At 64.3% G+C, this 24,367-nt stretch carries 12 protein-coding genes and 1 pseudogene; 8 read left to right on the top strand and 5 right to left on the bottom strand.

Features of this window, described 5'->3' with window-relative positions:
• Positions 1–170: 170 nt before the first annotated feature.
• The 7 genes from AWB79_RS25125 (at position 171) to AWB79_RS25095 (ending at position 19,219) form a co-directional block, all read left to right on the top strand.
• Positions 171–10,670, top strand: a complete 10,500-nt coding sequence (locus tag AWB79_RS25125; protein ID WP_061170149.1) for a cadherin-like domain-containing protein — start codon at positions 171–173, stop codon at positions 10,668–10,670.
• A gap of 22 nt (positions 10,671–10,692) precedes the next feature.
• On the top strand, positions 10,693–12,321 hold the full coding sequence (locus tag AWB79_RS25120; RefSeq protein WP_232471003.1) for a TolC family protein: 1,629 nt from the start codon (positions 10,693–10,695) through the stop codon (positions 12,319–12,321).
• On the top strand, positions 12,302–13,069 hold the full coding sequence (locus AWB79_RS25115; RefSeq protein ID WP_061170148.1) for an efflux RND transporter periplasmic adaptor subunit: 768 nt from the start codon (positions 12,302–12,304) through the stop codon (positions 13,067–13,069). The genes AWB79_RS25120 and AWB79_RS25115 overlap by 20 nt, the downstream gene beginning before the upstream one ends.
• Before the next feature lie 10 nt (positions 13,070–13,079).
• A complete protein-coding gene (locus tag AWB79_RS25110) occupies positions 13,080–14,429 on the top strand; it encodes an efflux RND transporter periplasmic adaptor subunit (protein WP_061170147.1) in 1,350 nt (449 codons plus the stop codon).
• Positions 14,429–16,522, top strand: coding sequence for a site-2 protease family protein (locus AWB79_RS25105; RefSeq protein WP_061170146.1), 2,094 nt, complete (start codon positions 14,429–14,431; stop codon positions 16,520–16,522). Before AWB79_RS25110 ends, AWB79_RS25105 begins: the two co-directional genes overlap by 1 nt.
• Positions 16,523–17,211: 689 nt before the next feature.
• Positions 17,212–18,570 carry a DUF2254 domain-containing protein gene (locus AWB79_RS25100; protein WP_082862461.1) on the top strand — a complete coding sequence of 453 codons (1,359 nt, stop codon included), beginning with the start codon at positions 17,212–17,214 and terminating at the stop codon, positions 18,568–18,570.
• Complete coding sequence (locus AWB79_RS25095; RefSeq protein WP_061170145.1) at positions 18,542–19,219, top strand: carbonic anhydrase; 678 nt, start codon at positions 18,542–18,544, stop codon at positions 19,217–19,219. The genes AWB79_RS25100 and AWB79_RS25095 overlap by 29 nt, the downstream gene beginning before the upstream one ends.
• A gap of 409 nt (positions 19,220–19,628) precedes the next feature.
• Here AWB79_RS25095 and AWB79_RS25090 read toward each other — a convergent pair.
• The 3 genes and pseudogenes from AWB79_RS25090 to tnpA all read right to left on the bottom strand — a co-directional run bounded on the left by AWB79_RS25090 (position 19,629) and on the right by tnpA (position 21,086).
• Positions 19,629–20,363, bottom strand: a pseudogene (locus tag AWB79_RS25090) (Crp/Fnr family transcriptional regulator).
• Between the two features lie 97 nt (positions 20,364–20,460).
• Entirely contained in the window at positions 20,461–20,718 is a 258-nt protein-coding gene (locus AWB79_RS40965; protein WP_198399095.1) for a hypothetical protein, read from the bottom strand.
• 44 nt (positions 20,719–20,762) lie between these two features.
• Positions 20,763–21,086 (bottom strand): IS66 family insertion sequence element accessory protein TnpA, encoded by a 324-nt coding sequence (tnpA, locus tag AWB79_RS41180; RefSeq protein ID WP_445343939.1) that lies wholly within the window; start codon positions 21,084–21,086, stop codon positions 20,763–20,765.
• An 818-nt stretch (positions 21,087–21,904) separates the two neighbouring features.
• On the opposite strand from tnpA, the gene AWB79_RS25085 reads away from it, so the two are divergent.
• Positions 21,905–22,798 (top strand): IS4/Tn5 family transposase DNA-binding protein, encoded by an 894-nt coding sequence (locus AWB79_RS25085; protein WP_063963536.1) that lies wholly within the window; start codon positions 21,905–21,907, stop codon positions 22,796–22,798.
• A gap of 104 nt (positions 22,799–22,902) precedes the next feature.
• Here AWB79_RS25085 and AWB79_RS25080 read toward each other — a convergent pair whose 3' ends face one another.
• Both AWB79_RS25080 and AWB79_RS40575 read right to left on the bottom strand, forming a co-directional pair.
• Complete coding sequence (locus AWB79_RS25080) at positions 22,903–23,271, bottom strand: hypothetical protein (protein ID WP_232471000.1); 369 nt, start codon at positions 23,269–23,271, stop codon at positions 22,903–22,905.
• Positions 23,220–23,855, bottom strand: coding sequence for a hypothetical protein (locus AWB79_RS40575; RefSeq protein ID WP_232470999.1), 636 nt, complete (start codon positions 23,853–23,855; stop codon positions 23,220–23,222). Before AWB79_RS40575 ends, AWB79_RS25080 begins: the two co-directional genes overlap by 52 nt.
• Positions 23,856–24,367 lie beyond the last annotated feature (512 nt).

The following is a 24,367-nucleotide window of genomic DNA, read 5'->3' as shown; positions in this document are numbered from 1 at the left end:
TCCTTCATATATTTACGTATACCAATTCATTCGAAAGAACGAGATGCATTTCGAACAAGATAGACATACGGACCCGTTTCGTTTCGGAAATCGAAATTCTGCGTGTCTCTGAAGTCGAAAAATGAAATCCGGGGAGCGCTTTCAATTCAGCAGGCATCTGCGAGGCGAAAATGGCCGACTTCCCGTGTTCGTCGAATGGCGCCCTTCATCTGCGGCCGCGCAGCCAGGCCCTGGCGCTCGAACAGCGCATCCTGTTCGACGGCGCCGCCGCATCGGCCGCCGATCACCAGCATCATTCCGATTCCGCCCATGCCGCAGCCGCGCCCGAAGTCGCTCCAGCACCGGACGCGCGCAGTGGCACGGCAACGGCCTCGGCGCCAGCGGCAGCGCCGGTCGCGCCACGTAACCTGGTGGTACTGGACAGCCGCGTCGAGAACGGCAGCGAACTGCTTGCGCAAACGCCGCCCGGCACGCAGGTGCTCGTCGTTCAGCCGGGGCAGGATGCGATCGGCGCGATCACAGCCGCCCTCGCCGGCATGGGCCACGCGGACTCTGTGCAGATCTTCTCGCACGGCGCGGCGGGCCAGTTCACCCTCGGCAATCAGGCCTTCACGAGCACGACACTCATACAGATGGCCGATGCGCTCGGCACGTGGCGCAGCCATCTGAACCGCGACGCGGACATCGAGCTGTACGGATGCGACATCGGCGCGGGCGATGCCGGCAAGGCACTCGTGCAGACGCTTTCAAGCGCAACGGGCGCAACCGTCGGCGCATCCGACGACGCAACCGGCAGCGCCACGCTCGGCGGCGACTGGACGCTCGAAGTGACGAGCGGCACGCTCGACAAACCGATCGCCTTGAGCGCCTACGCGCTCGCGCACTATGACCACCTGCTCGCCGACGCAAGCCCGACGGTCACGCTCACGACCGCCACGCAAAACGTCCTGCTCGGCAATCAGTTCTCCTTCGATGTCTCCTTCACGAACACATCTACTCAGGTGGGATACGGCCCTTATGTCGACCTCCTGATGCCCTCCACCGGCCGCGACGGCAACGATGGCGTCACGTTCGTCTCCGCGAGCTATCTCGGCCAGGCGGTCACGGCCTTCACCATCACATTCGATGCCAACGGCCGGGCGGTGCATCCGCTCGCCAAGGACGCGAGCGGCAACGCGCTCGTCGTCAACGCCGCCACCTACGGCCTGCGCCCCGGCGACGAGCTCGTCGTGCTCGAACTGCCGTTCGCGAGCGTCGCGCAGGGTCAGCCCGGCATCACGGTGCAGGTCAACGCGCAGTTGAGCAACCTCGCCGACACGTCGTTCTCCAATAGCAGCCCCAACCTGACGATCGGCGCGCGCGGCGGATTCGAGTTCGGCAACGACTCGCTCGACAATCCCACGGCGGACCCGACGATCATCGAGACCGCGCTGCAGGACTTCATCGTGCATCCGACGGTCGTATCGCTGAAGCAGACCGTCAACACGCCCGAAGGCGAGACGGCCACCGGCCCCAACTTCACGCGCACGGAAACCGTCACCGCAACCGCCGCGACCGGGCAGACGCTCACCGACGTGGTCATCAATCAGGACATCCCCGCAAACGTTCAAATCACCGCGATCACGCCGGGAGCGGGCGGCACGATCACGTCGCTCACGTTGCAGGACGGGTCGGTGCTGACCAATGCGGCGCTCATCAGTGCCGCGATCAGCAGCGACAGCGTGTTCATCCGTTCGTACTCGGTGGAATACGCGAGTCTCAGCGGTTCGGTCGATACCGTGGTCAGCTTCTACGTGCCGCAGACGAATGCGTCCGGCGCCAGCGTGATCAATCCGACCACGGGCGCGCCGGTGAGCATCGCGTTCGGCACGGCATCGGGAAGCGGCCAGTGGGTCCCGCTCGATCCGCGCGATCTCACGCCGCCGAATACGAGCATCGCCTTCACCGACACCGCCGATGGCACCGGCACGACATTCATCGCCAAGGCGGCGACGCTGGAGAAGCAGGTCAGCGAGCAAGCCGACACCGGCACGGCGGGTGCGACGCCCGGCGACACGCTCGCCTATTCCCTCGATGTCGCGCTGTCCGATTACTTCGCGCTCGGCAAGACGCAGCTCGGCGCGGGACAGTTCATCGTGACGGACCAGCTCGGCGACGGCCAGACGCTCACCGGCACCCCGACGCTCACCTACACGCAGGACGGCGTCACGCACACCATCGCGCTCGTCTCGACGCGCACCGTCAACGCGAACGGCACGACCACGCTCGCCTTCGACGTCGGCGCGTCGATTGCGGCGGCGGGCGCGCTGCGGCCCGGCGCGCTGGCGGGCGACATCATCTCCGATGGCAGCCGGCAGGGCGCGACCACGGCGCGCATCGACTATCTCGCGGTGGTCGGCCAGCGCTACGCGAGCAATTACACGCAAAGCGACATCAACGAGGGCGATTCGTTCGGCAACCACGCGACGGTCGCCGCGACGCTGCTGCTCGACCGGCTCAACCTGACAGGCGGCTCGGTGAGCGACGACTCGTCGACGACGAGCACCGTGCCCACGGGTCACTTGGATATCGCGCTCGTCACGGTCAACGGGACGACGCCGCCCGCGAGCGGCGAGCTGAACCCGGGCGACGTCGTCACGTTCAGCCTGCGCTACGACCTCGTGACCGGCGACTACGAGCAGTTCTCGCTCGCGGCCTATCTGCCGCTGCCGCTGCTGAACGCGACCGGCATCAACTGGACGCAGGGAAGCGGCGTCGGCCAGTGGAGCTTCGGCGCGGCCAATACGAACGCGGGCGGCCTCATCAGCGTGAGCGAAGGCAGCGGCAACTCGCTCGTGTTCGACTTCGGCAGCTTCGCGACGAACGCGACGGGCGGCAGCACCATCCAGGTTCTCTTCACGATGCGCGTGGGCGATCAGCCTTACGCCGATCAGCGCTCCTTCGACGTGCTCGCGCAGTCGAACCAGGTCACGACGATCGCGCACACGCCGCTCGTATCGTCCGATGTCGCCGTGGTCGCCTCCGTCGCCGAACCGGTGCTCGACATCCGGCAGGGCGTCGTGTCTAGCAGCGACGGTGCCGTGTCCGGCACGACCGGAACCTGGAATGCGCCGGGCAGCGCCGGTGTGCCCTTCGCGGGATCGGTCACGAACGTCACCGCCGTCGATGGCAATGTCAGCGGCATCGACGGCGGCGATACCGTGCGTCTTGCCACCGCGATCAAGAACACGGGCGGCGGCGGCGCGTTCGACGCCTCGACCACCGTCACCCTGCCCGGCGGGCTTCAGTTCGTCGGCGGCAGTCTCGCGGCGGCCGATCTCGCGATCTATCGCGGCGACGGCACGCGACTGACGGCCGGCGTGGACTACAGCGTGAGCGGCAACACGATCACGTTCCTCGACGCTGGCGGCGTCGCGACGCTGATCGCCGGACGCGCTGGCACGGCAGCGGATCAGGCGGGCGCGAACGTCGTCGTCATCACCTACGATGCGACGGTCGTCAATGGCATCGCCGCGAGCAGCACGCTGCGGACGAGCGCCGCGCTCACGCATTACGCGAGCGTCGAGGGCGGCACGGACTTCACGCCGACCGACCTCACCGACACGGCCAACGAGCAGATCGCCGCACCCACCGTCAGCGTGCAATACGGCGGCGGCACGCTCGACAACGCCGATTCGAGCGCGAGCCACACGACCGGCAGCGACCTCGTGATTGGCGAAAGCATGACCTACGACATCGTGGTGACGCTGCCCGAAGGCGGCACGCGCAATCTGCGTGTCGACGACCTGATTCCCGCCGGCCTGCGCCTCGACACGAGCTTCAACGGCGGGCTCGGCTATCAGATCATCACGACCGCCGCGGGCAGCGCCGCGCTCGCGGCGGACTTCAACGGCAGCGTGAGCGTGGCGAGCGTCGCGGCCTTGTCGGGCCAACTGGGCGCTGACGGCGCGGGCGCGCGCTGGACCTTCGCGACCTCCACCGCCACCGCCGACAACATCGGCGCGAACGATTCCTTCGTGATCCGCGTGCATCTGGTGGCGAGCAACACGACCGGCAATCAGGCGGGCGTGACGCTCGCCGATCCAGGCCGGCTGGTCTACAGCGATCCGGACGGCGACACGCCCAACGGCGCGGCCGCGCTCGATCGCACCGTCGCGCAGAGCGGCGCGGCGCCGACCGTCGTGATCCGCGAGCCGACGCTGCAAGTCACGCAGACGACGCCCGCGCTGCCGCGATTCGGTGTCGACCAAGGCGACACGGTCGAGTACGACATCACGATCAGCAACGGCGCGGCCGCCACCGATTTCAACGCGTTCGACGTGAGCTTTCTCGATACGCTGCCCGTGCAGCTCGGCAATCTGGCGATCCTGGGCGTCACGTACCAGAACGGCGCGACCAATCACGGCGGCCCGGATTTCGAACTGGCGAGCGGCCAGTTGCGCACGGCGGCGGGCGCGAACGTCGATATCGCGAAAGGCGGCAGCGTGACGATCCGCGTGTCCGGAACGGTGCTCGCGTCGGCGGCGAGCGTGCCGTCGTTCGACAACACCGCGACGGCCCGCTGGACGAGCCTCGACGGCACCGCATCGGCGAGCGCCGATCCCGCTGGCGAGCGCACCGGCGCGGACGGCCTGCTCAATAGCGGCGCGCTCAACGACTACCGCACGAGCGCGACGCTGACGGTGCCGGTCGCGCAGGTCGTGACGATTTCGCGCGTGGGCGGTGTCACGGACACGCCCGCGCCCTCGCCCACCGACGCATCGGACGAGAGCGTCACCGTCGGCGAAGTGATTCGATACCGCGTGGTCTCCCTGCTTGCCGAGGGCGCCACCAACGACTACTCGCTGCAGATCACGCTGCAGAACGGCCTGCGCTTCATCAACGACGGCACGGCGCGCATCGTGTTCATCTCGAACAACGGCATCACGACGGACATCACCAGTCTCGTCACCGGCGGCACGCTCAACGAAACCGGCAACGAAACCAGCCCCGAGGCGCTGCCGATCACGCCGGACCTGTCGGGCGCCGCGCCCACGGGCGTGCTCAACGCGGCGAACATCGCCGTTGCCACGGATGCCAACGGCAACGAGACGATCACGTTCCGGCTCGGCAATATCGTCAATCCGGACAGCGACGCCGATCTCGAAGGCATCTCGCTCGAATTCAACACGCGCGTGGCCAATCAGGCGTCGAATGTCGCGGGCGCGGCGCTCACGATGAGCGCAGTCGACCGTTCGGGCGCCAGTCTGCTGTCGACGGCGGATACGGTGCGCGAGGATATCGTCGAGCCGAATTTCAGCGGCGTGCAGAAGCAGGTGTACGGCTTCGATCCGGGCGTCGGCGCGAATAGCGGCTCGGCTCAGGTCGACGTGCGCTTCACGCAGAGCGGCTCGTCACCGGCCTACGATGTCGTGCTCACCGACAGCTTCACGGGCGCGACCGGCTATACGTTCGACCATCTCGTCATCAACGGCACGACCTACACGGCGGCGCAACTCGCGGGCATCGGCGCGGCGGTGGACACGAGCAACGGGTTTCGCGTCACCTTCGCCGAACTCGCGGTGAACAGCCAGGTGCAGGTGTTCTACTCCGCCGATGTGCCCAACGGCGCGCCCATCGCGCCGACCAACGCGACGCTCACCTGGACCAGCCTGCCCGACAGCTTCACGAACTGGGGCGGCTCGGGCGTCGGCGTCGCGGGCACGGCGGACGGCGAGCGCACCGGCGCGGGCACGAGTCCCAACACTTACGTTCGCACGAGCGCGGCGGGCCTCGGCGTGGTGAGCGGCACGCTGTGGGACGACACGGCATCCGCGACGGCATCGGCCACGCCAGACGGCCCCAGACTTGCCGGCCAGACCGTCACGCTGACGTGGGCAGGCGTCGATGGCAATCTCGCCACCACCGCCGACAATCTCGTCTACACCGCCACCACCGACGCGAACGGACACTACGCATTCGGCGTGCTGCCGCTCGGCGTCTATCGCATTCAGGCGCCCACGGGCGCGATCACGTATCCGCAGCCGGTGGGCGCGCTCGCGGTGCGTATCGACAGCGACACGGCCACGCCACTCGGCACTGTCGGCTTCACGCTCGCGGATGGTGGCACGGCGAGCGCCAATGCCGGCTACGTCGAGCAGAACGATGCGCCTGTCAACACGCTGCCCGCAGCGCCGACCGGATTCGAAGACACGACGCTCAGTCTCGCGGGCATCACGGTGAGCGATGTGGACGCGCGCAGCGGCACGCTTCAGGTCGCGCTCAACGTGCTGCACGGCACGCTTTTTCTGAGCGCCCTGCCCGCCGGCGTCACCGAATCGGGCGATCACACCGCGACACTCACGCTGACGGGCACGCTCGCCTCGCTGAACAGCGCGCTCGCGAACCTGCAATATCTCGGCAACGCGAACTTCAACGGCCCGGATACGCTGACGGTCAGCACCAACGATCGCGGCAATTTCGGCGACTTCAACGGCAACGGCATTCCCGGCGAAGCGGGCGATGCGCGCATTACCACCAGCACGCTGCCGATCACGATCACGGCGGTCAACGACACGCCCGTGGCCGTCCCCGATGCGGCGAGCGCGACCGAAGCCGGCGGCAACGCCAACGCGCAGCCGGGCGTCGATCCGACCGGCAACGTGCTCACCAACGACACGGACGTCGATATCGCCACCAATGGCGACGCGCTGCGCGTCGTGCAGGTGGCCAACCAGAGCGGCACGAGCATCTTCCTGCCGAACACGGGGCGTGGCGTCATCGCCGGGCTGTACGGCACGCTGAGCCTCGGCGCGAACGGCGGCTATCAGTACGTCGTCGACAATGCCAATGCCGCCGTGCAGGCGCTGCGGCTCTCCGGCCAGACGCTGACCGAACGCTTCACCTACGTGATCGACGACAGCGCGAACGCGAGCGCCAGCACGACGCTCACCGTGACGATCCACGGCGCGAACGACACGCCGATCGGCGTCGACGACAACGGAACGGCTACCGAAGCGGGGGGCGTCGCGAACGGCACGCCCGGCAGCAATGCGATCGGCAACGTGCTCACCAACGACACCGACGTCGACAGCGCGGCGAACGGCGAAACGCATCGCGTGACGGGCATCACGAACCGGCCCGAAAGCGCGGTCGACGCGCCGCTCGCGACGATCGCGGCGGGCACGACGAGCGGCAACGGCACGAGCATCGCGGGCGCGTTCGGCACGCTGATCATCGGCGCGGACGGCTCGTATCGCTATGTGATCGACAACAACAATGCGCAGGTGCAGGCGCTCGTACCCGCCGATGCCCCGCTCGTCGATACCTTCACCTACGCGCTGGCGGACGCGGGCGGGCTCTCCGATCTCGCCCAGTTGCGGATCGAAGTCCACGGCGCGAACGACAATCCCGTCGCGAGCAACGACGCGGGCGCGGCCAGCGCCGGTTCGGCCACCACCGGCGTGAATCCCGTCGACGCCACCGGCAACGTCATCACGCAGGCGAGCCGCCCCGGCACGACGACGCAACCTGGCGGCAACGGCATCGACACGGACGTCGACCATACGGACAATCCGAACACGCTTCTCGTGGTGAACGGCGTCCGGACGGGCGCCGAAGCGGCGGGCGGCAGCCTCACGGCGGTCGCCGGAGGCACGACCGCCGCGAACGGCACGAGCATCGCGGGCCTGTACGGGACGATCCGCATCGGCGCGAACGGCGCGTACGACTACGCGGTGGACAGCAACAACGCGGCGGTGCGCGCGCTCGCGGCCGGCGCGACGCTCACCGAAACCTTCACATACCGGATCGTCGATACGAGCGGCCTCACGGATCAGGCGCAACTCGTCGTCACCGTGACTGGCGTGAACGATGCGCCCACGCCTCAGACCGACACCGGCCGCGCGGTGGAAGCAGGCGGCGCGAATAACGTCACGCCGGGCGTCGATCCGTCCGGCAACGTACTCGCCAACGACAGCGATCCCGAGCGAGACCCGCTGACGGTATCGGCGATCCGCACGGGCGCGTCGTCGGGCGCGGGCACGGCGGGCACATTGGGCCAGCCGCTGCGCGGCGCTTTTGGCACGCTGACGCTCGGCGCGAACGGCGCGTGGCAGTATATCGTCGACAACGCCAACCCGAATGTGCAGGCGTTGCGGCTCGCGTCCGACCTTCTGACCGAGCGCTTCACCTACACGGTCACGGACTCGCACGGCGCGGCGGCGCAGGCGGAGCTGGACATCGTCATTTCCGGCAGGAACGACAATCCGGTCGCGCAAAACGACGTGGCGAGCGCGATGGAAGCCGGCGGCACGCTCAACCAGACGCCGGGCGTCGATCCGTCCGGCAACGTGCTGCTCAACGACACGGACGTCGACGCCGGCGACACCAAAGCCGTCGATGGCGTGCGCGCCGGCGCCGAAGCGTCGCCGGGCAACTTCGCCGCCGTCGCGGGCGCGACCTCTGTTGCGGGCACTTACGGCACGTTCACGATCAACCCGGACGGCAGCTACACCTACGCCGTCGACAACAGCCTGCCTGCCGTGCAACGCCTGATCGTCGGGCAAAGCGTGCAGGAAACCTTCACCTACCGCATGCACGACGCAGCGGGCGCGAGCGACACGGCGCAGATCTCCGTGCAGATTCGCGGCGCTTTCGACGCGCCCGTCGCCCACGACGATTTTGCCCTCGCTTCGGCGAATATCGGCAACGGCAGAGCCTTCGACGCCATCGGCAACGTGCTCGCCAACGACACCGACGTCGATCAGACCGACTCGCTCAGCGGCAACGCGGCCCGCGCAGGCGGCCAGGCCGCGGCCGAGCCGTTGTCGGCGATCGCACCGGGCAGCAGCAGCAACGTCGACGCCACGATTCTGCAAGGGCAGTTCGGCACGCTCTTCATCGGCGCGAACGGCACCTATCTCTATCGCGTGGATACGACCAATCCGACGGTCATCGCGCTGGGTCCGCTGCAAACCGTCAATGACGTCTTCACGTATCAGGTGCGCGATCGCGGCAACCTCACGGACCTCGGGCAGCTCACGATCGTCGTGCGCGGCCGCAACGATGCGCCCGTCGTCCGCGACGACGCCGCAAGCGCCGTCGAGGCGGGCGGCGTGAACAACGCGACGCCCGGCGTCGATCCATCGGGCAACGTGCTCACCAACGACTCGGACCCCGACGGCGACGCCATCCATGTGAGCGCCGTGCAGGGCGAAAGCGGCGCGGTCGGCACGCCGCTGCGAGGCGCGTACGGCACCCTGACGATGAACGCCGACGGCACCTGGCGCTATGCCGTCGACAATGCATCGGCTGCGGTGCAGGCGCTGCGCACGAGCGGCCAGACGCTGCAGGACGTGTTCACTTATACGAGCGAGGATTTTCTCGGCGCGCAGGGCACGGCGCAATTGCGCGTCACCATCGAAGGCCGCAACGACGCGCCCGTTGCGCGCGACGACAGCAGCACCGCGATCGAAGCCGGCGGCGTGAACAACGGCACGCCGGGACGCGACGCCACCGGCAACGTCCTCGCCAACGATACCGACGTCGACAGTGCGGCCAATGGCGAGTCGAAGCAGGTCGCGGGCATCGCGAACGACGCGGGCGGCAGCGCCGAAGCGGGACACGCGCTCGCGGGGCACTACGGCACGCTCGTCGTGAATGCGAACGGCAGCTACGACTATGTCGTGGATAACGGCAATGCGGCCGTTCAGGCGCTGCGCACGAGCGGCGACACGCTCACCGAAACGTTCGCGTACCAGATGCGCGATACGGCGGGCGCGAACTCGCGGGCCACGCTCACGGTCACGATCCACGGCGCCGACGACACACCCGCCCCGCACGACGACAGCAACGTCGCGAGCGATCAGACGCCCGCGCCGCAGGCACGCGGCAACGTGCTCCCCAATGACGCCGATGCCGATGCGAACGATCATCTCGACGTCGCCGGCGTGCAGTCGGAAACCGGCGCCACCGCCGCGCCGGGACATGCGCTTGCAGGCCGCTACGGCACGCTCACGCTGAACGCGGACGGCACGTACACCTACGCGATCGACCTGACGAACCCGCAAGTGCTGGCGGCGGCCGGGCTCGGTCAGGTGCTGGCGGACACGTTCACCTACATCGTTAGCGACACCGCGGGCGCGACCGCGCAAGCCGCGCTGGTGATCCATCTCGATATCTCATCGCCCTATATTCCGCCAGCAAGCGCGGGCCCGTACTGGAACCAGGCGCTCGCGACGACGGCCGATGCGCAGACAGAACAGAACTTCGTGCCTGTCGTGTTCGTGACGCCCGTCGTCGAGGCGGATGCCGTGCGCGCGACCGAGCGCTCGCGCGAGGCGGACGGCAGCCAGATCGGCTGGCCGCTCGAACCCGATACGTCATTGGCGTCCCGCACGATGCCCGAGCTTCAGCCCGGCGAATTCGTCGGCCGGACGGTGCGCGACAGCCAGCTCGCGAGCACCTTCGATCAGGCGTGGATATTCGGCCGGCACGGACGCGTGAGCCTCGATGCGGACGGCCTGCTCGCCGACCCTTCGGTGTTCGCCGCGCTCGCGAACCATCTGACGGACGGCATGCATCCGCCCGTCGAAAAGGAGCCCGCAAAGACCGCGCAAGCCTTCGCGTCGCAATTGCATGAAGCTGCGCGCAAGCTGCCCGCCGGGCGCGGCAGAACGGCCAGCCGCTAGCTCTCGAACGAGGATTCGCGCCATGCCAAGACCTCAGCCGCATCTGTCCGGAGCCGCGGCCGCCTTCGCGCTGTGCGTTCTCGCGGGCTGCTCGTCCCTTCAGCCGCAACCCGCGACGTCCGATCAGATCCGCGATCGCGTCGTCACCGACCAGCTCGCCATGTACGACGCGCAGGAGCCGGTCAAAGGCCCCATCACGTTCTATCAGGCCGCCGCGCGCGCGCTGAAGTACAACCTCGACTACCGGCTCAAGCTGATGGAAAGCGCGCTCGCCGCGAATCTGCGCGATGTTTCGACCAATGCGCTCTTGCCGCAACTGGTGGCTTCGGCGGGCTATTCGTATCGCAGCAACGACTCGGGCGGAACGTCGATCGGCATCGAGGATCGTCAGGTGAGCTTGCGGCCGTCCACGTCGGAGCAGCGCTATCACGAACTGGTGTCGCTCGGCATGACGTGGAACCTGATCGACTTCGGCATGGCGTATTACCGCACGCAGCAACGCTCCGACCAGATGCTGATGGCCGAGGAGCGCCGCCGCAAGGTCGCGCAGAACGTGCTTCAGGATGTGCGCAACGCCTACTGGCGCGCGCTGTCCGCGCAGCGCCTGAAACCGGAAGTCGATCAGTTGATCGCGCGCACCCAGACCGCGCTGCGCAATGCACACGAGGCGCAGGACAAGGGACTCATGCCACGGCAGGACGTGCTGGCCTATCAGCGCGCGCTGCTCGACGCCATTTCGCTCTTGACCGTGCGCCGCCAGGATCTCGAATTCGCGCAAGCCGAACTGGTCGCGCTGATGTCGCTGCCGCCCGGCACGCCGCTCGTGCTCGCCGATACCAACGATGGCGCGCTGCCATTGCCACCCCTGTCCACGCCGCAGCCGACGCTCGAACTGATCGCCTTGCAGAACCGCCCGGAGATCATGGAGGAGTGGTATCGCAAGCGCGTCAACGAGAACGACATCAGGATCGCCAAGGCGCAGTTGTGGCCGAACATCGGCATCGACATGAATGTGAACTACGACTCCAACACCTATCTCTACAACAACTATTGGGCGGCGGTGGGCGTGCGCGTGTCGCTGAACCTGTTCCGGCTGCTGCAACTGCCGGCGCTCAACGAGCAGGCCGCCTCGCAGGAGCAGACCGACAATCTGCGGCGCATGGCGCTTTCGATGGCGATTCTCACGCAAGTGCGAATCGGCTCGCTGCGCTATCAGCTTGCGTTGCAGGAACTGAGCTTCGCCGACGACAGCCTGCGGGTCGATCACGATCTCCTCGATTACGCCAACGCCGCCCGCACGTCGTCGATCGGGTCCGAGCTGGAAGTGATCCGCGCCGAAGGGCGCTATCTGCTGTCGCGCTATCTGCGCGAGGCGGCGTATTCCGACTGCCAGTCGGCGTGGGGACGGCTCTACAACTCGCTCGGTTATGACGTCATGCCCGATGCCATCGCGAAGGACGACGTCGATACGCTCGCACTCGAAATCAGACGCACGATGACACGGCAGGAGGAGTATCTGCCGAGGCTTCCCGCGCCCGATTCGGCCGCACCGCTCGCGCCGTTCGGGCAGATGTCGCCGCCCGCGCCTTCGATGAAGCAACCGCTCGTCGCCCACCCCGCCGGAGCGAGCGATGCCGTATCCGTGCGCTGAACGCTTTCGGCGCGCGGCGGCGCTTCTGCTGTTCGTCCTGCCGCTCGCGCAGGCCGCGAAACCCGCCGGCGACGGTCTCGACGATCCCAACGCGATCCGCGTGCTGCTCGCGCCCAGTCTCGAAACCACGCTGTCGAGTGAAATGAACGGCACCGTTACCGATCTGCACGCGTCGCTCGGCAAGCCGATCGCAAAGAACGCCGTGATCGCGCAAATGAACTGCGCCGAAGTGCAGGCGCGCGCGAATGTCGCGAAAGCGGAACTGAACATGGCGACTCAGAATCTCGCCGCCAAGCGCAGCCTGCGCGAACTGAAGGCCGCGGGGGACATCGAGGTGGCGATGGCATCCACCGATGTCGAAAAGGCCAAGGGCGCGCTCTCGCTCGCGAAAGCGCAACTCGGCTACTGCCAGGTGATCGCGCCGTTCAGCGGACGTATCGCGAAGGTGTACGTCAAGCCCTATCAGACCGTCAGCGCGGGCACGCCGATCGTCGATCTGGTCAGCGACGGCGCCCTCAAGGTGCGGCTGAACGTGCCATCCGCGCTGCTCGTCAGGCTGCGCTCGGGCAGCCGGCTCGATATCACCATCCACGAAACCGGCAAGACCTATCCGGCGCACGTGAGCGCGGTCAACGCGCGGGTCGACGCCGTCGCGCAGACGGTCGAACTCGAAGCACAGCTCGACGGCGCGCCGCAGGATCTCGTCGCCGGCATGAGCGGCGTCGCGCGGATTCCGGCGAATCCCTGAACGAGCCGCGATGAACGAACCCTTCCCTCCCGCACCGCTGCTGCTCTATCTGGACGCGCTGCGCGAGCGCGCGATGGCGGCCGAAACGGTCGACGCGCTCGCGTTCACGATGGCCAACGATCTGCACGCGGTGCAGCCCTTTCGTCAGGCGCTCGTGTTCGCCGATCGCGGCAGGCATTGCGAACTCGTGTGCGCGTCCGGTCTCGCTTCGCCCGCCGAGGATTCACCCTATCTCGTCTGGCTCGGGCGCGCGAGCGCGTGGATCGCGGCGCAACTCGCGAGCGACGAGCCGCAATGGTTCGCGCGCGACGCCGTCGATCCGCCGCCCGATATCGCCGATGGCTGGGCCGAATGGTGGCCGAAGGGCGTCTGGTGCGTGCCGGTGCATGCGCCCAACGGCAAGCGGCTCGCGCTGCTCTTCGTGCTGCTCGACGATCCGCCCGCCGACGCCTTCGCCGCCGTGCTGCGCGGCACGGTCAAGACCTGGGGCTACTGCTGGTGGTCGCTCACGCGGCGCAGCCTGCGCTTCGGCTGGCGGCCGTCGCGCCGGCAGGTGCTCGTCGCGTGCGCGGCCGCCGCGCTGCTGCTGTTCGTTCCGGTGCGCCAGACCGTGCTCGCGCCCGCCGAAATCGTCTCGGGCAGCGCGCGCATCATCAGCTCGCCGATCGACGGCGTCATCGCCTCGCTCGCCGTGCGGCCCAATCAGCGCGTGGATGCGGGCGCGCTGCTCTTCTCGCTCGACGAAACGTCGCTGAAAAGCCGTGTCGACGTGCTGCAAAGACAGGTCGCCGTCGCGGATGCGGAACTGACCGCCTCGAGCCAGCGCGCCTTCGACAACGCGCAGAGCAAGAACGAGCTGACCGTGCTGAACGGCGTCGCGGAACAGCGCCGCGCGGAACTCGCCGCAGTGACGGCGCAGTTGCAGCGCACGCGAGTCTTCGCGCCGGAAAACGGCGTGGCCGTGTTCAGCGATCCCAACGACTGGATCGGCAAGCCCGTCATCACCGGCGAGCGCATCCTGCAACTCGCCGATCCGGGCAAGCCCGCGATCCTCATCCATCTGGCCGTCGCGGACGCCATCGCGCTCGATCCCGGCGACGAGGTCACGCTCTATCTGACTGCGTGGCCGCTCGCGCCGCTGCATGGACGCATCGTCGAAACGAGCTACGAGGCGAAAGCGACCGAGGATGACATCGTCGCGTACCGGCTGCTCGCGAGCGTCGATGACGGCGCGAGCGAGCGCGAGCATGCGCGGCTCGGCCTGCACGGCACGGCGAAGCTGTATGGCCGGCCGGTGAGTCTCGCGTACTATCTGCTGCGCCGGCCGCTCGCCGCGCTGCGCGCCTGGTCGGGACTGTGATGACAATCGATCCCGATGCGCCCTCGCCCGCCCTGCGCGAAGACCTGCGCCTCTCGGAAGCATCGCCGGGACGAAACGGCGAGCCCGCGTGGGTGATTCAGGACATCGTCGTCAACCGCTTCTATCGGATCGGCTGGCTGGAGTTCGAATGTCTGCTGCGCTGGGACAGGCCGCCCGCGCAGATCTGCAGCGAGATCGGGCAGGAGACCGCGCTCAGGCCGGTGATCGAGCAGGTGATCGCATTTCGCGCGTTTCTCGAACGGCACGGACTTCTCAAGCCGACACCCGACACGCTCGCCCGTCTGCGATGCGCCCAGCGCGCGCGATGGTTCACGTGGCGCTGGTGGCTGCATCACTATCTGTTCTTCCGCATTCCGCTGTTGCGTCCGCAACGCTTTCTCGCGTGGCTCGCGAAACGCCTCGACTGGCTGTTCACGCCGGCTACGCCGATCATCGTCGTGATCGCGAGCGTCGTCGGGATCGTGCTCGTGCTTCAGCAGTGGGACGTGTTCACGAAGGCCGTGGTCGAGTCCTTCTCCGTCGAAGGCATGCTGAGTTTCGCGCTGGCGCTCATCGTCGCCAAGACGCTGCACGAGATGGCGCACGCGATCGTCGCCACGCGCCTCGGGCTGAAGGTCGCGCATATGGGCGTGGCGTTCGTCGTGCTGTGGCCGATGCTCTACACCGACACTGGCGAAAGCTGGAAGCTCAAGCGCGCGCGCCAGCGGCTCGCGATCGCGTCAGCGGGCATTCTGTGCGAACTGTCGCTCGCGGGCCTCTCGACGCTGTGCTGGGCGTTGAGCGATCCGGGGCCGCTGCGCAACGGGTTCCTCTATCTCGCGACGACCAGTTGGGTGCTCTCGCTCGCGCTCAACGCGAGTCCGTTCATGCGCTTCGACGGGTACTTCATCCTGTCGGATCTGCTCGATTTTCCGAACCTGCACTTCCGGGCGTCCGCGCTCGCGCGCGTGAGCCTGCGACGCGCGATTCTCGGCCTCGACGATCCGTGGCCCGAACCGTTCGGCGTCATGCAACGGCGTCTGCTGGTCGCGTTCGAGTTCGTGACCTGGATCTACCGGTTCGTGCTGTTTCTCGGTATCGCGGTCACCGTGTATCTGTTCTTCTTCAAGCTGCTCGGCATCATGCTGTTCGCAGTCGAAGTGAGCTGGTTCATCCTGCTGCCAGTGTGGCGCGAACTGGGTTATTGGTGGGCGAATCGGCGGCGCGTGGCGCGTGGGCGCCGGCTCGTATTCGGCGTGCTGGTCGCCGGTGCGCTCGGCTTGCTGGCGGTGCCCTGGCGCACGCAGATCCACGCGGACGGCGTCGCGCGCGCGGAGCGCGTGCTGCGCGTGTTCGTGCCGTTTCCCGCGCGCATCCAGACGATTCGGCCGGCCGGCCCGGTCCATCCCGACGCCACGCTGATGGAAATGGACGAACCCGACATCGCCGGACGAATGCGCCGCAGCGAAGCCGGCATTCGCGGCTACGAAGGTCGCCTTGCGGGTCTCATCGCCGACGCGAACGGGCTCGATCAGCAGACCTCGGTGCGCGAGCGCCTGCGCGTGCAATACGAGGAAGCTGCCGCGGCGCATTCGGAGATCGCACGCCTGAGCCTGCGCGCGCCGTTCGCGGGCCTTTGGACCGACGTCGATCCGCAATGGCGCGCCGGGCAATGGATCAATCCGAAGGTACCGGTGGGCGTGCTGATCGATCCGCGTAGCTGGCAGGTCGACGCGTTCGTCAAACAGGACGAGATTCAGCGCATCGCCGTCGGCGACCGGGCGCGCTTCTATCCCGTCGGACAGGTTGCGCCGATCGCCGGGCGCGTGCTCGCCATCGACACCACACGCGTGCGTCAGCTCGATCACCCGATGCTCGCGTCGCGCTACAAGGGGCCGCTTGCGGTGTCGTCGGAGCGTGGCGCACTGGTTCCCAACCCGGCGCTGTTTCATGTGCTCGTCGGGCTGGATGCGCCGCCCGTCAACATGTGGGAAACGCGCGGGCAATTGCAGATCGATGGTGCGCGCAGGAGTCTGCTGGTCGAAGGCGGCACGCATGTGCTCGGCGCGCTGATCCGGCAGAGCGGGTTTTGAGGCGTTCGCGCATGAGGAAGGCGTGGTGACGGCGAGCCTGCAAGTGGTCGGTCGAACGGATGTCTCTATCGTGCGCAGGCTCGGCCTTTCGATGGGTGGCGACATCGCGCCTGTCCTGGACCGAAGCTTGTGACCTATCCGGGTTCTGAACGCAGCCGTCTTCAACAACGATCGAGAGCGCGCGATGGGATTCGCAAGGCAACTTCGATCGGGCACCGTTGGACGTCATGGTCCTCGCATCGATTTGTCGATTGGATTCGTACCCCAAGTAGCCGAATCGTATAGATATGCTCATCCGATGAAGCAAGAAAAGCGCTTCCCGGACGTCAGATTCAAGGTGTTAACGGCCATCCACACTTCGAGCTAACTAGTAAATCGTTACCGATAGTCGCTATTTGAATAATAGCAATCGGAGGTCGATCGCGTGCGCGGCCTGTTTCGGGAAAACCGATTGAATCTCGGTAACCTAAATTTTGGAGCGACCGACGCCGTAGCGCGGCGCCGCCTGTTGGACGAAGGTCTCATTGACCGCCTGAATTTCAGGGACCATTGTAGCGGGAATGTCCAACTGTCCGTAGTCTGGTCCGGGCCAGTGGAACTCGACCCAAGACCAGCGGACTCAGTTTCACCTGGAGAATCGCGAATACCCTGGTGGACGCTGCGATACGAATTCGTAGGGAGAGACAGGCATGGACTGGAATCGCCGGTACAGCTTAACGAGCTACCTAAGGTCTTCGCTGTGGACTGTGCCGCTCATCGCAGTCGCGATCTATGCCGTGGTGAAACCTGTTACCGAAATGGTGGGACGGTGGATGATCAAACAGGGGACGCTTGATCCGAAAACCGGCTTTCTTGGGCTGTCCATGACCGGAGCCCGGTCGTTGGTCGGGGACATCGTTTCCGCAGACATGGCGTTTCTGGTATTTACGTTCGGGTCACTGCTCGTCGCAATCCAAGTTGCTGGCGGCCAATACACCCCGCGAATCATCGCAACGACACTTCTGCGCGATAACATAATCCGTGGCATCTCGGGATTATTCGTTTTCACGCTGCTGTTCGCCAATAGAACGCTCGGCTGGATGGGTGAGAGTGAGGTACACCAGCTTCAAGTGTTCATCACAGCGATATTCGGATTCGCTTCGGTCGTCGCTTTCCTTTTCCTCATTGACTACGCCGCGAAATTTCTGCGTCCTGTAAGCCTCGTCGCGCGCGTCGGGGAGCAAGGGATTGCGGTCATCGAGAGCGTTTATCGCGCCCGGACTACAGACGTACCTGCCCCGCCGGAACGTGACAAAGAGCGAGGAACTCCTGATCGCATTGTTCGCCAGCGCGGCAAATCCGGCATCGCTCTGGCCGTGAATCTGGAAATGCTGGTAGCCAAGGCGCGGCGTGCTGGCATAGTCATCGAATTCGTGCCGCAAGTCGGTGATTTCGTCGCGGTGGACGAACCCCTGTTTTATTTGTACGGGAACTCTAGCGCAATCGACGACCGCAGACTGTGCGCACTTGTCGCTGTCGGGAGGGAACGCACGATGGAGCAAGACCCCATGTTCGCGTTTCGCATCCTGGTCGATATCGCGCTCAAAGCGCTGTCGGCGGCGATCAACGATCCGACCACGGCCGTGCTTGCGATCGACCAGTTGCACCGACTGTTGCGAATGGTGGGCAAACGGTCTCTGCACATCGAAGAGATAGCGGATACGTCGGGGCGAGTGCGCGTGATCTTGCGGACGCCCAATTGGGAGGATTTCGTACATATCAGTTTCCGCGAGATACGACAGTGCGGCGCGGGTAGCATTCAAGTCGCGCGGCGTCTGCGCGCGGCGATAGAGAACCTCATTCAGACCCTGCCGGAGCATCGTCACGACGCATTGCTCGTCGAATTGACACTGCTCGATCGCGCGATCGTATCAAAGCATCCGTTTCAGGAGGACCTGGCGTTGGCCCGCATCCCCGACTCGCAAGGGCTCGGAGGTTCGAGGCGCAACGACGAACAACTAGCCCTTCCGGAGGCAAGCCATGCGCAAGCTCATAATGGGCATCGTTGAATTCCGCGAGAAGATGCTGCCGCAATATGCAAAGCGGTTCAGCGAACTGGCGCTCGCGCAGACACCTGATGCGCTATTCATCACTTGCTCGGACAGCCGGGTCGTGCCTGACCTACTTGCCTCGACCCATCCGGGCGCTCTGTTCACGATGCGCAACGTCGGCAACCTGGTACCACCGGCGACTGCCGACGGGGTCTCTACCGGTGACCTTTCCGAAGCAAGCGCGATCGAGTACGCAGTGCTGGTGTTGAAAGTCGCGAATATTGTTGTGTGCGGGCATTCCGAGTGCGGTGCGATGAAAGCCGTGTATATACGTAACGCCAAGCTGAAAGCGCCGAACCTCGATAAATGGTTGTACCACGCCAACAACGCAGCGTTTCGCCTCGAACATGAGGGTCCGCTCGATGACAAGCTGAAACCGCACGATCAATTGTCACAACTTAACGTGCTCGTTCAGCTCGAGCATCTGATGACGTATCCGATCGTCCGCCAGCAGGTCACAGCCGGGGCGCTGGTATTAAGCGGTTGGTGGTTCGACATCGCGACTGGCGACATGTATGCCTATGAGCGCACGAGCCGGTCATTCGAGGTCATCGACCGTGCGATGGCTGACCGCATCATTGCACGCCTTGCCGCGCGGGTGCGGTGAAGCTGCAGAAGCAAGGCGATCAATTTACGCTAATGAGCGAGCAGAGTAGCACGACCTTGCCACCCAACTCTAGCTGCCCGAATGGCAACTATTGACCGAAAGCACCGCTTTACTATCGCCAATCGATCGCCGGTTCTTAAATGGAACCGGCGGCTGGATGTTCGAGCGACAGTGCAGGCGAATGACGGTTCATCGAACAGGTGCGGATGAAAATGACGTCGCTCCGAAAGAGATGCTTCGCAGTCAGGTCGGCGCCAACCGCTCAGGAATCCGAAATCATGACATGCCGTTCGCGCCAAAGACAATGATCCACCATAACGGAACGCTGGAACGCTTCCGTTCCGCGAGCGAGATCACCAGCGATGAAAGCCCGTTTCCAGGCGTTGTGAATACTCAACGCTTCTACCCGTCACGCAACGGCCTCGGCCTGACGCGCGCGCGGCAACATCCGCTCGAATTCACGCTTGACGATGCCTTAGCATTCACAAGCACGCGCTTGGAGCCCGGCGCGATCGAGCACCTTGATGCAGCCACGGCTGTGATGGATCAAGCCTGCATCATGTAGCTTGCCGGCCGCTCCGGTCACGCCTTCGCGGCGCACGCCCAGCATGTCGGCGATCATCTGCTGCGTCACTCGCATCTGATCCGACGACGAACGGTCCGCCTGGATCAGCAGCCAGCGGCACAACTGCTTGCTCAACGAATGATGACGATTGCACGCGGCCGTTTGCGCCACTTGCGTGAGGAGAGCCTGCATGTACAGAAGCATCAGGCGACGCAGAAAATCCGAGCGACCGAAGTGTTCGCGCAACGCACTCGCGCTCATTCGATACGCGAAGCCCGCGCCCTGCACCTGCACGCGAGTATGCATCGTGTCACCGCCAGTCAGCACTGGCACGCCCGTCATTCCTTCACGACCGACGGCCGCCACTTCAACCGAACCGCCGTCTTCCATCGTGTGCAGCAGCGTGATGATTGCCGTGGTCGGAAAATACACGTGATGAATGCGTTGTCCAGAATCGCACAGCAACTGCTCAGTGCGCAATTGAACGAGTTCGAGATGAGGCGCGATGGCTTGCCATTCATGCGCCGGAAGCGCGCCCAACAGATGATTGCCGTGCAGGTCGGATTGAAGAGTCAACATGATTTTATTCGCCTGGTCTGTGCGCTTTGCTCTGTGTTTCTCTGGCCTGCAATTCGTGAGCGCATCTGTGTGGCGTTCATCGAAACTTTTTTTGCGATCAGCCCCGTAGCAACGTATCCGTCAGCGCAACCCGTCTTGAGTGTTGGCGTGCATGATGCGAAGGTTTGGCCATCGTGGTGATTGGAGTGATGCGATGGACGACGACGCCGTGGACCGAGCTTCTGTGCAAACGCGCGCGCGACGCCCTCGCCAGGGATTCCATGCTGTCACCATCTCGCGCCAGATTGCCCGAAGCCGGCTTCTGCGCAAGCAGCGGTTCGACCAAATACGACAGCGTATCGATCGACTTGCGCATGTCGACCGGCTCGCGGCAGATGTAGGCTCGGACGTCAGCGGCGATCAGCACCGCGCACCCCCAAGCTGTCCGGGCACGAAGCGCACAATGCGCTCGGCATGCACGCCACTCAATTCGATGCGAACGCCGGCGATCGATAACGTAACGCGATCACGCGTCGATGACGATGGCGACGTATCAGCTGACGCAGATGATGGTGTCGCCGCAGGCTCACCTTCGAGGCGAGCAATGACAAACGCGGCGTCGGCCGTCACGGCCAGCGGACCCGTTGAAGGCGTTTCGCCCGAAAACTTCTTGCGCCACAGCCCGAAAGTGCTGACGGCAAGGCCTTGTTCGCGACAGAAACGTCGAGTCCCAACGCCGCTGATCTGTGTCTCGTACGGTCTACTGCGGAAAATCGTGGATATTTGATCGACGTCCAGTCAACCACGGGATGCGCTGACGGATACGTAGCAACCGTTATTGCCCTCCGTTCGAATAAGCTGGCGGCTGTCGTTTGTGATTCGTCATACATTAGCAAAAGGCGTGCCAGGGGCCAGAAACCGCATCCCAGTATTGAATGGTCTGAATGTATCTTGGCGTACGTCGAAGGCACGAACCGTTTTGATTCAGTTTTGAACAGACGACAGAGAAACTGGATCTAACGGTTTCTCTTCATGAGCCACACTGTAAAAATGTGTTTAACGTTTGCAAGCCTTTATTAGTTCGATTTATTCGCGATGTAACGATAGTCGTGGAGCTTATGAACAACCTACTTCAGAGATGTTGCACGTTTGGCTTTAAGCGGCCGAGTGACTCGCAGAAGTAAGACACTGAACGCCGCGATGTTGGGGCTGGACCAACTACAGCGGGCTTTGCGAGCCCTCATACCTCCGTCAACTCAGATCAAAAGCGATCATTCCAAACAAGCAAAAATGTTGCAAGTAAGGTACGCGCACGGCTTTTCGCCCCGGAACCGCCCCACGCTTGTTTTGGCCTCAGGCAGTGTTTTCAAAGCTGAGCATCACCGGCTAAAGAAGCGATCGGAGAATGTCGCTTGATGGCCGAACTCTGCCCGACGTCGTCCCGCGGCGCAGTGCTCCGCTCTTGTCAGTTCGCGTACGTCTGACGTCGACCTTGCAATTACCCACATCATAATAGAAAGTTCTGTTGGCCTGCACTACGTTAGGACACCTATGGATAGAAAATGACTGGTGCCGGCCGAGTAGATGGCGAGGACTGGATCAATCGCGAGGTGACGGATAGCAGTTTTCAAGATGCCAGGCTTCGCAGACGATTTCGAACATTGTTAGAGAGACTATGGTCGGGCGTGGGACAAACGATTCCATTCGCCTGCCAAGACTGGGCGAACACGAAAGGCGCTTACCGCTTCTTGCCCAATGAGCGAGTAAGCGAGCAGGATATTCTGGGCGGACATTTCCAGGCGAGTGCTGAGCGCTTTAGGGCGACGGAAGGCCCGATTCTCGTACTGCAAGATACGACATCGCGGTCGGGACTTGTGGGTAAAACTGAGCTCTACAAGCAGCGTCGCTATCCCGACCTACGTCTGACCGTCATTCATGCTCTGGAGGCGGCCGCACCCGCCGGTCGGCCTCCGATCGAGTGGAAGTTGATCACTGATCTGCCAGTAAAATCTCGCGCTGACGCTATCGAAAAGCTCGACTGGTACGCGATGCGTTGGAAAATAGAGACCTGCCATAAGATTCTGAAGTCGGGATGCAAGGCTGAAGAATCGAAGCTGCGTACCGCCGATCGCTTAGCCAATCTTATCTCGGTGTTCTGTATCCTGAGTTGGCGCATCTTCTGGCTGACGATGCTCAACCGGTGCGCTGCCCATGCGCCCGCCCAGTTGGCGGTCACACAAAGAGAAGTCGAACTCCTCGATCGGGTCGTTAAAGACACGCCTCGCATGGCACAGGCTCCGCCGCTGCTGCGCAGCCTCATCAAGCTTGCGCAGCTCGGCGGCTACCTTGCACGTGCCAGCGACCCGCCGCCAGGCAATACGGTCGTGTGGCGCGGCATGCGACGCCTGATTGACATTCAGCTAGGCTATGAACTTGCACGGGACGACTGTGGGTAATTGCAAGGACGTCGACTCGCTGACCGATTTCGCTAGCCCTGCAAACGGCGGACGACACGGATGTTCGTTCGTCGTCAAGCCACCTGCCGATCTGGCGCCCACTTTCATATTGATGGCTTTCCGCCTGTCCGCGCCTCATACAAACCTTCCGTCAACCGCGCGATGCTGTGCGCACGTATCGGGTTATGGATTCCGTAGAAGTTGTAACGCACGGCGCGTATCGCTGGATTAATCGTCGAGGGCGGATAAATCAACGCGACGAGCGAGCGCGCCGTCGCAAGTACCTCACCGCGCTCGAAGATCCGATCGATCTTCATGCCCACCGTGTTCCTCACACGCAGTGTCTTGCCCAAGGTGTAGTACCCGGTCACTGGCGACGGATCGAAGGCGAACACCTGTATCACTTTGGGTTGTTCGAACTTCATATGGTTGGGCAGAGCATAGGCAAATTGCTGGGCGAGTCCACCGCCCAAAGAATGTCCGGTCGAATGAATGACGGGCGGGTTTTCAGGAAAACATTGCTCAAAGATCTTGATGAACTCCGGAATGAACGCGGAGACGAGTTCGCTATATTCGTCGTGGTGCCTGGGCACGAACCAGCGGAGGTTGCTGATCCAGTCTTCGATATTCGTCGCGACGGTTCCGGCGATACCACGGCGACTTCAGTCGGGTCACTCTTGCGCCACACTTCGACGCGCAAATGCCGTTTCGCCGGTTTCGGCTTGAGTTCCTCACCGGGAAATTGCTCACATTCCGACCGGTCGCCCTCGGCCAGCGCCATGTTCGGATCGAACGATCGCTTCGAATAATCCGGCTTGAGCGGAACGCCCCTGCGTGCGTGGGTCTTGCTCGCTTCCGCCTTGTCGTACACAACCTGACTGAGCGCGGCGTACTCCCACTGCCGATCCGCTTCGATATGCACGTCCACCGGTGCGCCGAACATTCGCGCTCCGGGCTCGCGAACCAAGACCTCTCCCTTCTTCTGCCCCAGATTGCGAAAGTATTGGCGCAGACTCGCCAACGGGGAGTTTCCGCTCATTCCGGTGGCATCGTTCATCGCGGCACCTCGTCAGGACGTCCAACCCACGTGTTCGTCGAAATGCCTCTTCGAACCGAAGAAAAGTATAGGTCGCACGTGCGCCTTCAACGACGCGGCCAAGCCGCCGGTGTGCGGTTCACCCTCAACGGGCGCGGTTTGGCGTTTTGGTCCGAGGCTTCGTCGTTCGCGGGTCCATTAAACAGGCATGCGATGACTCGGAAGTACGTGACCTCGAATCGATACCGCGAACCGTATCAAAGTTGTAGGTTTCGTTCTTGGCGGGGCGATCCGTTCAAAAGGTCCTTGCGCCCGAGTTGCCCTGATTGTTCCGTGCCAGAGGATAAAGTAATTATGAAGGCGTTAATCGACGTATGCCGGGACGCCTCACGAACCAAGGAGGCCGGCCATTCATGCTCCAGTCGTCTTGAACGCAAGCTACTCCCCATGGATGAGCGAATTCGACCCAAAGCGGCCTCCGACCTCTCCGGCCCATGAGTCCGCTTCGTCGCTTAAACCAGCCGTTCGACTGC

This window comes from Caballeronia hypogeia (assembly GCF_001544875.2).
GTDB lineage: Bacteria > Pseudomonadota > Gammaproteobacteria > Burkholderiales > Burkholderiaceae > Caballeronia > Caballeronia hypogeia.
The sequence above is the reverse complement of the archived record's forward strand: the minus strand, read 5'-3'. Positions and strand labels throughout refer to the sequence as shown.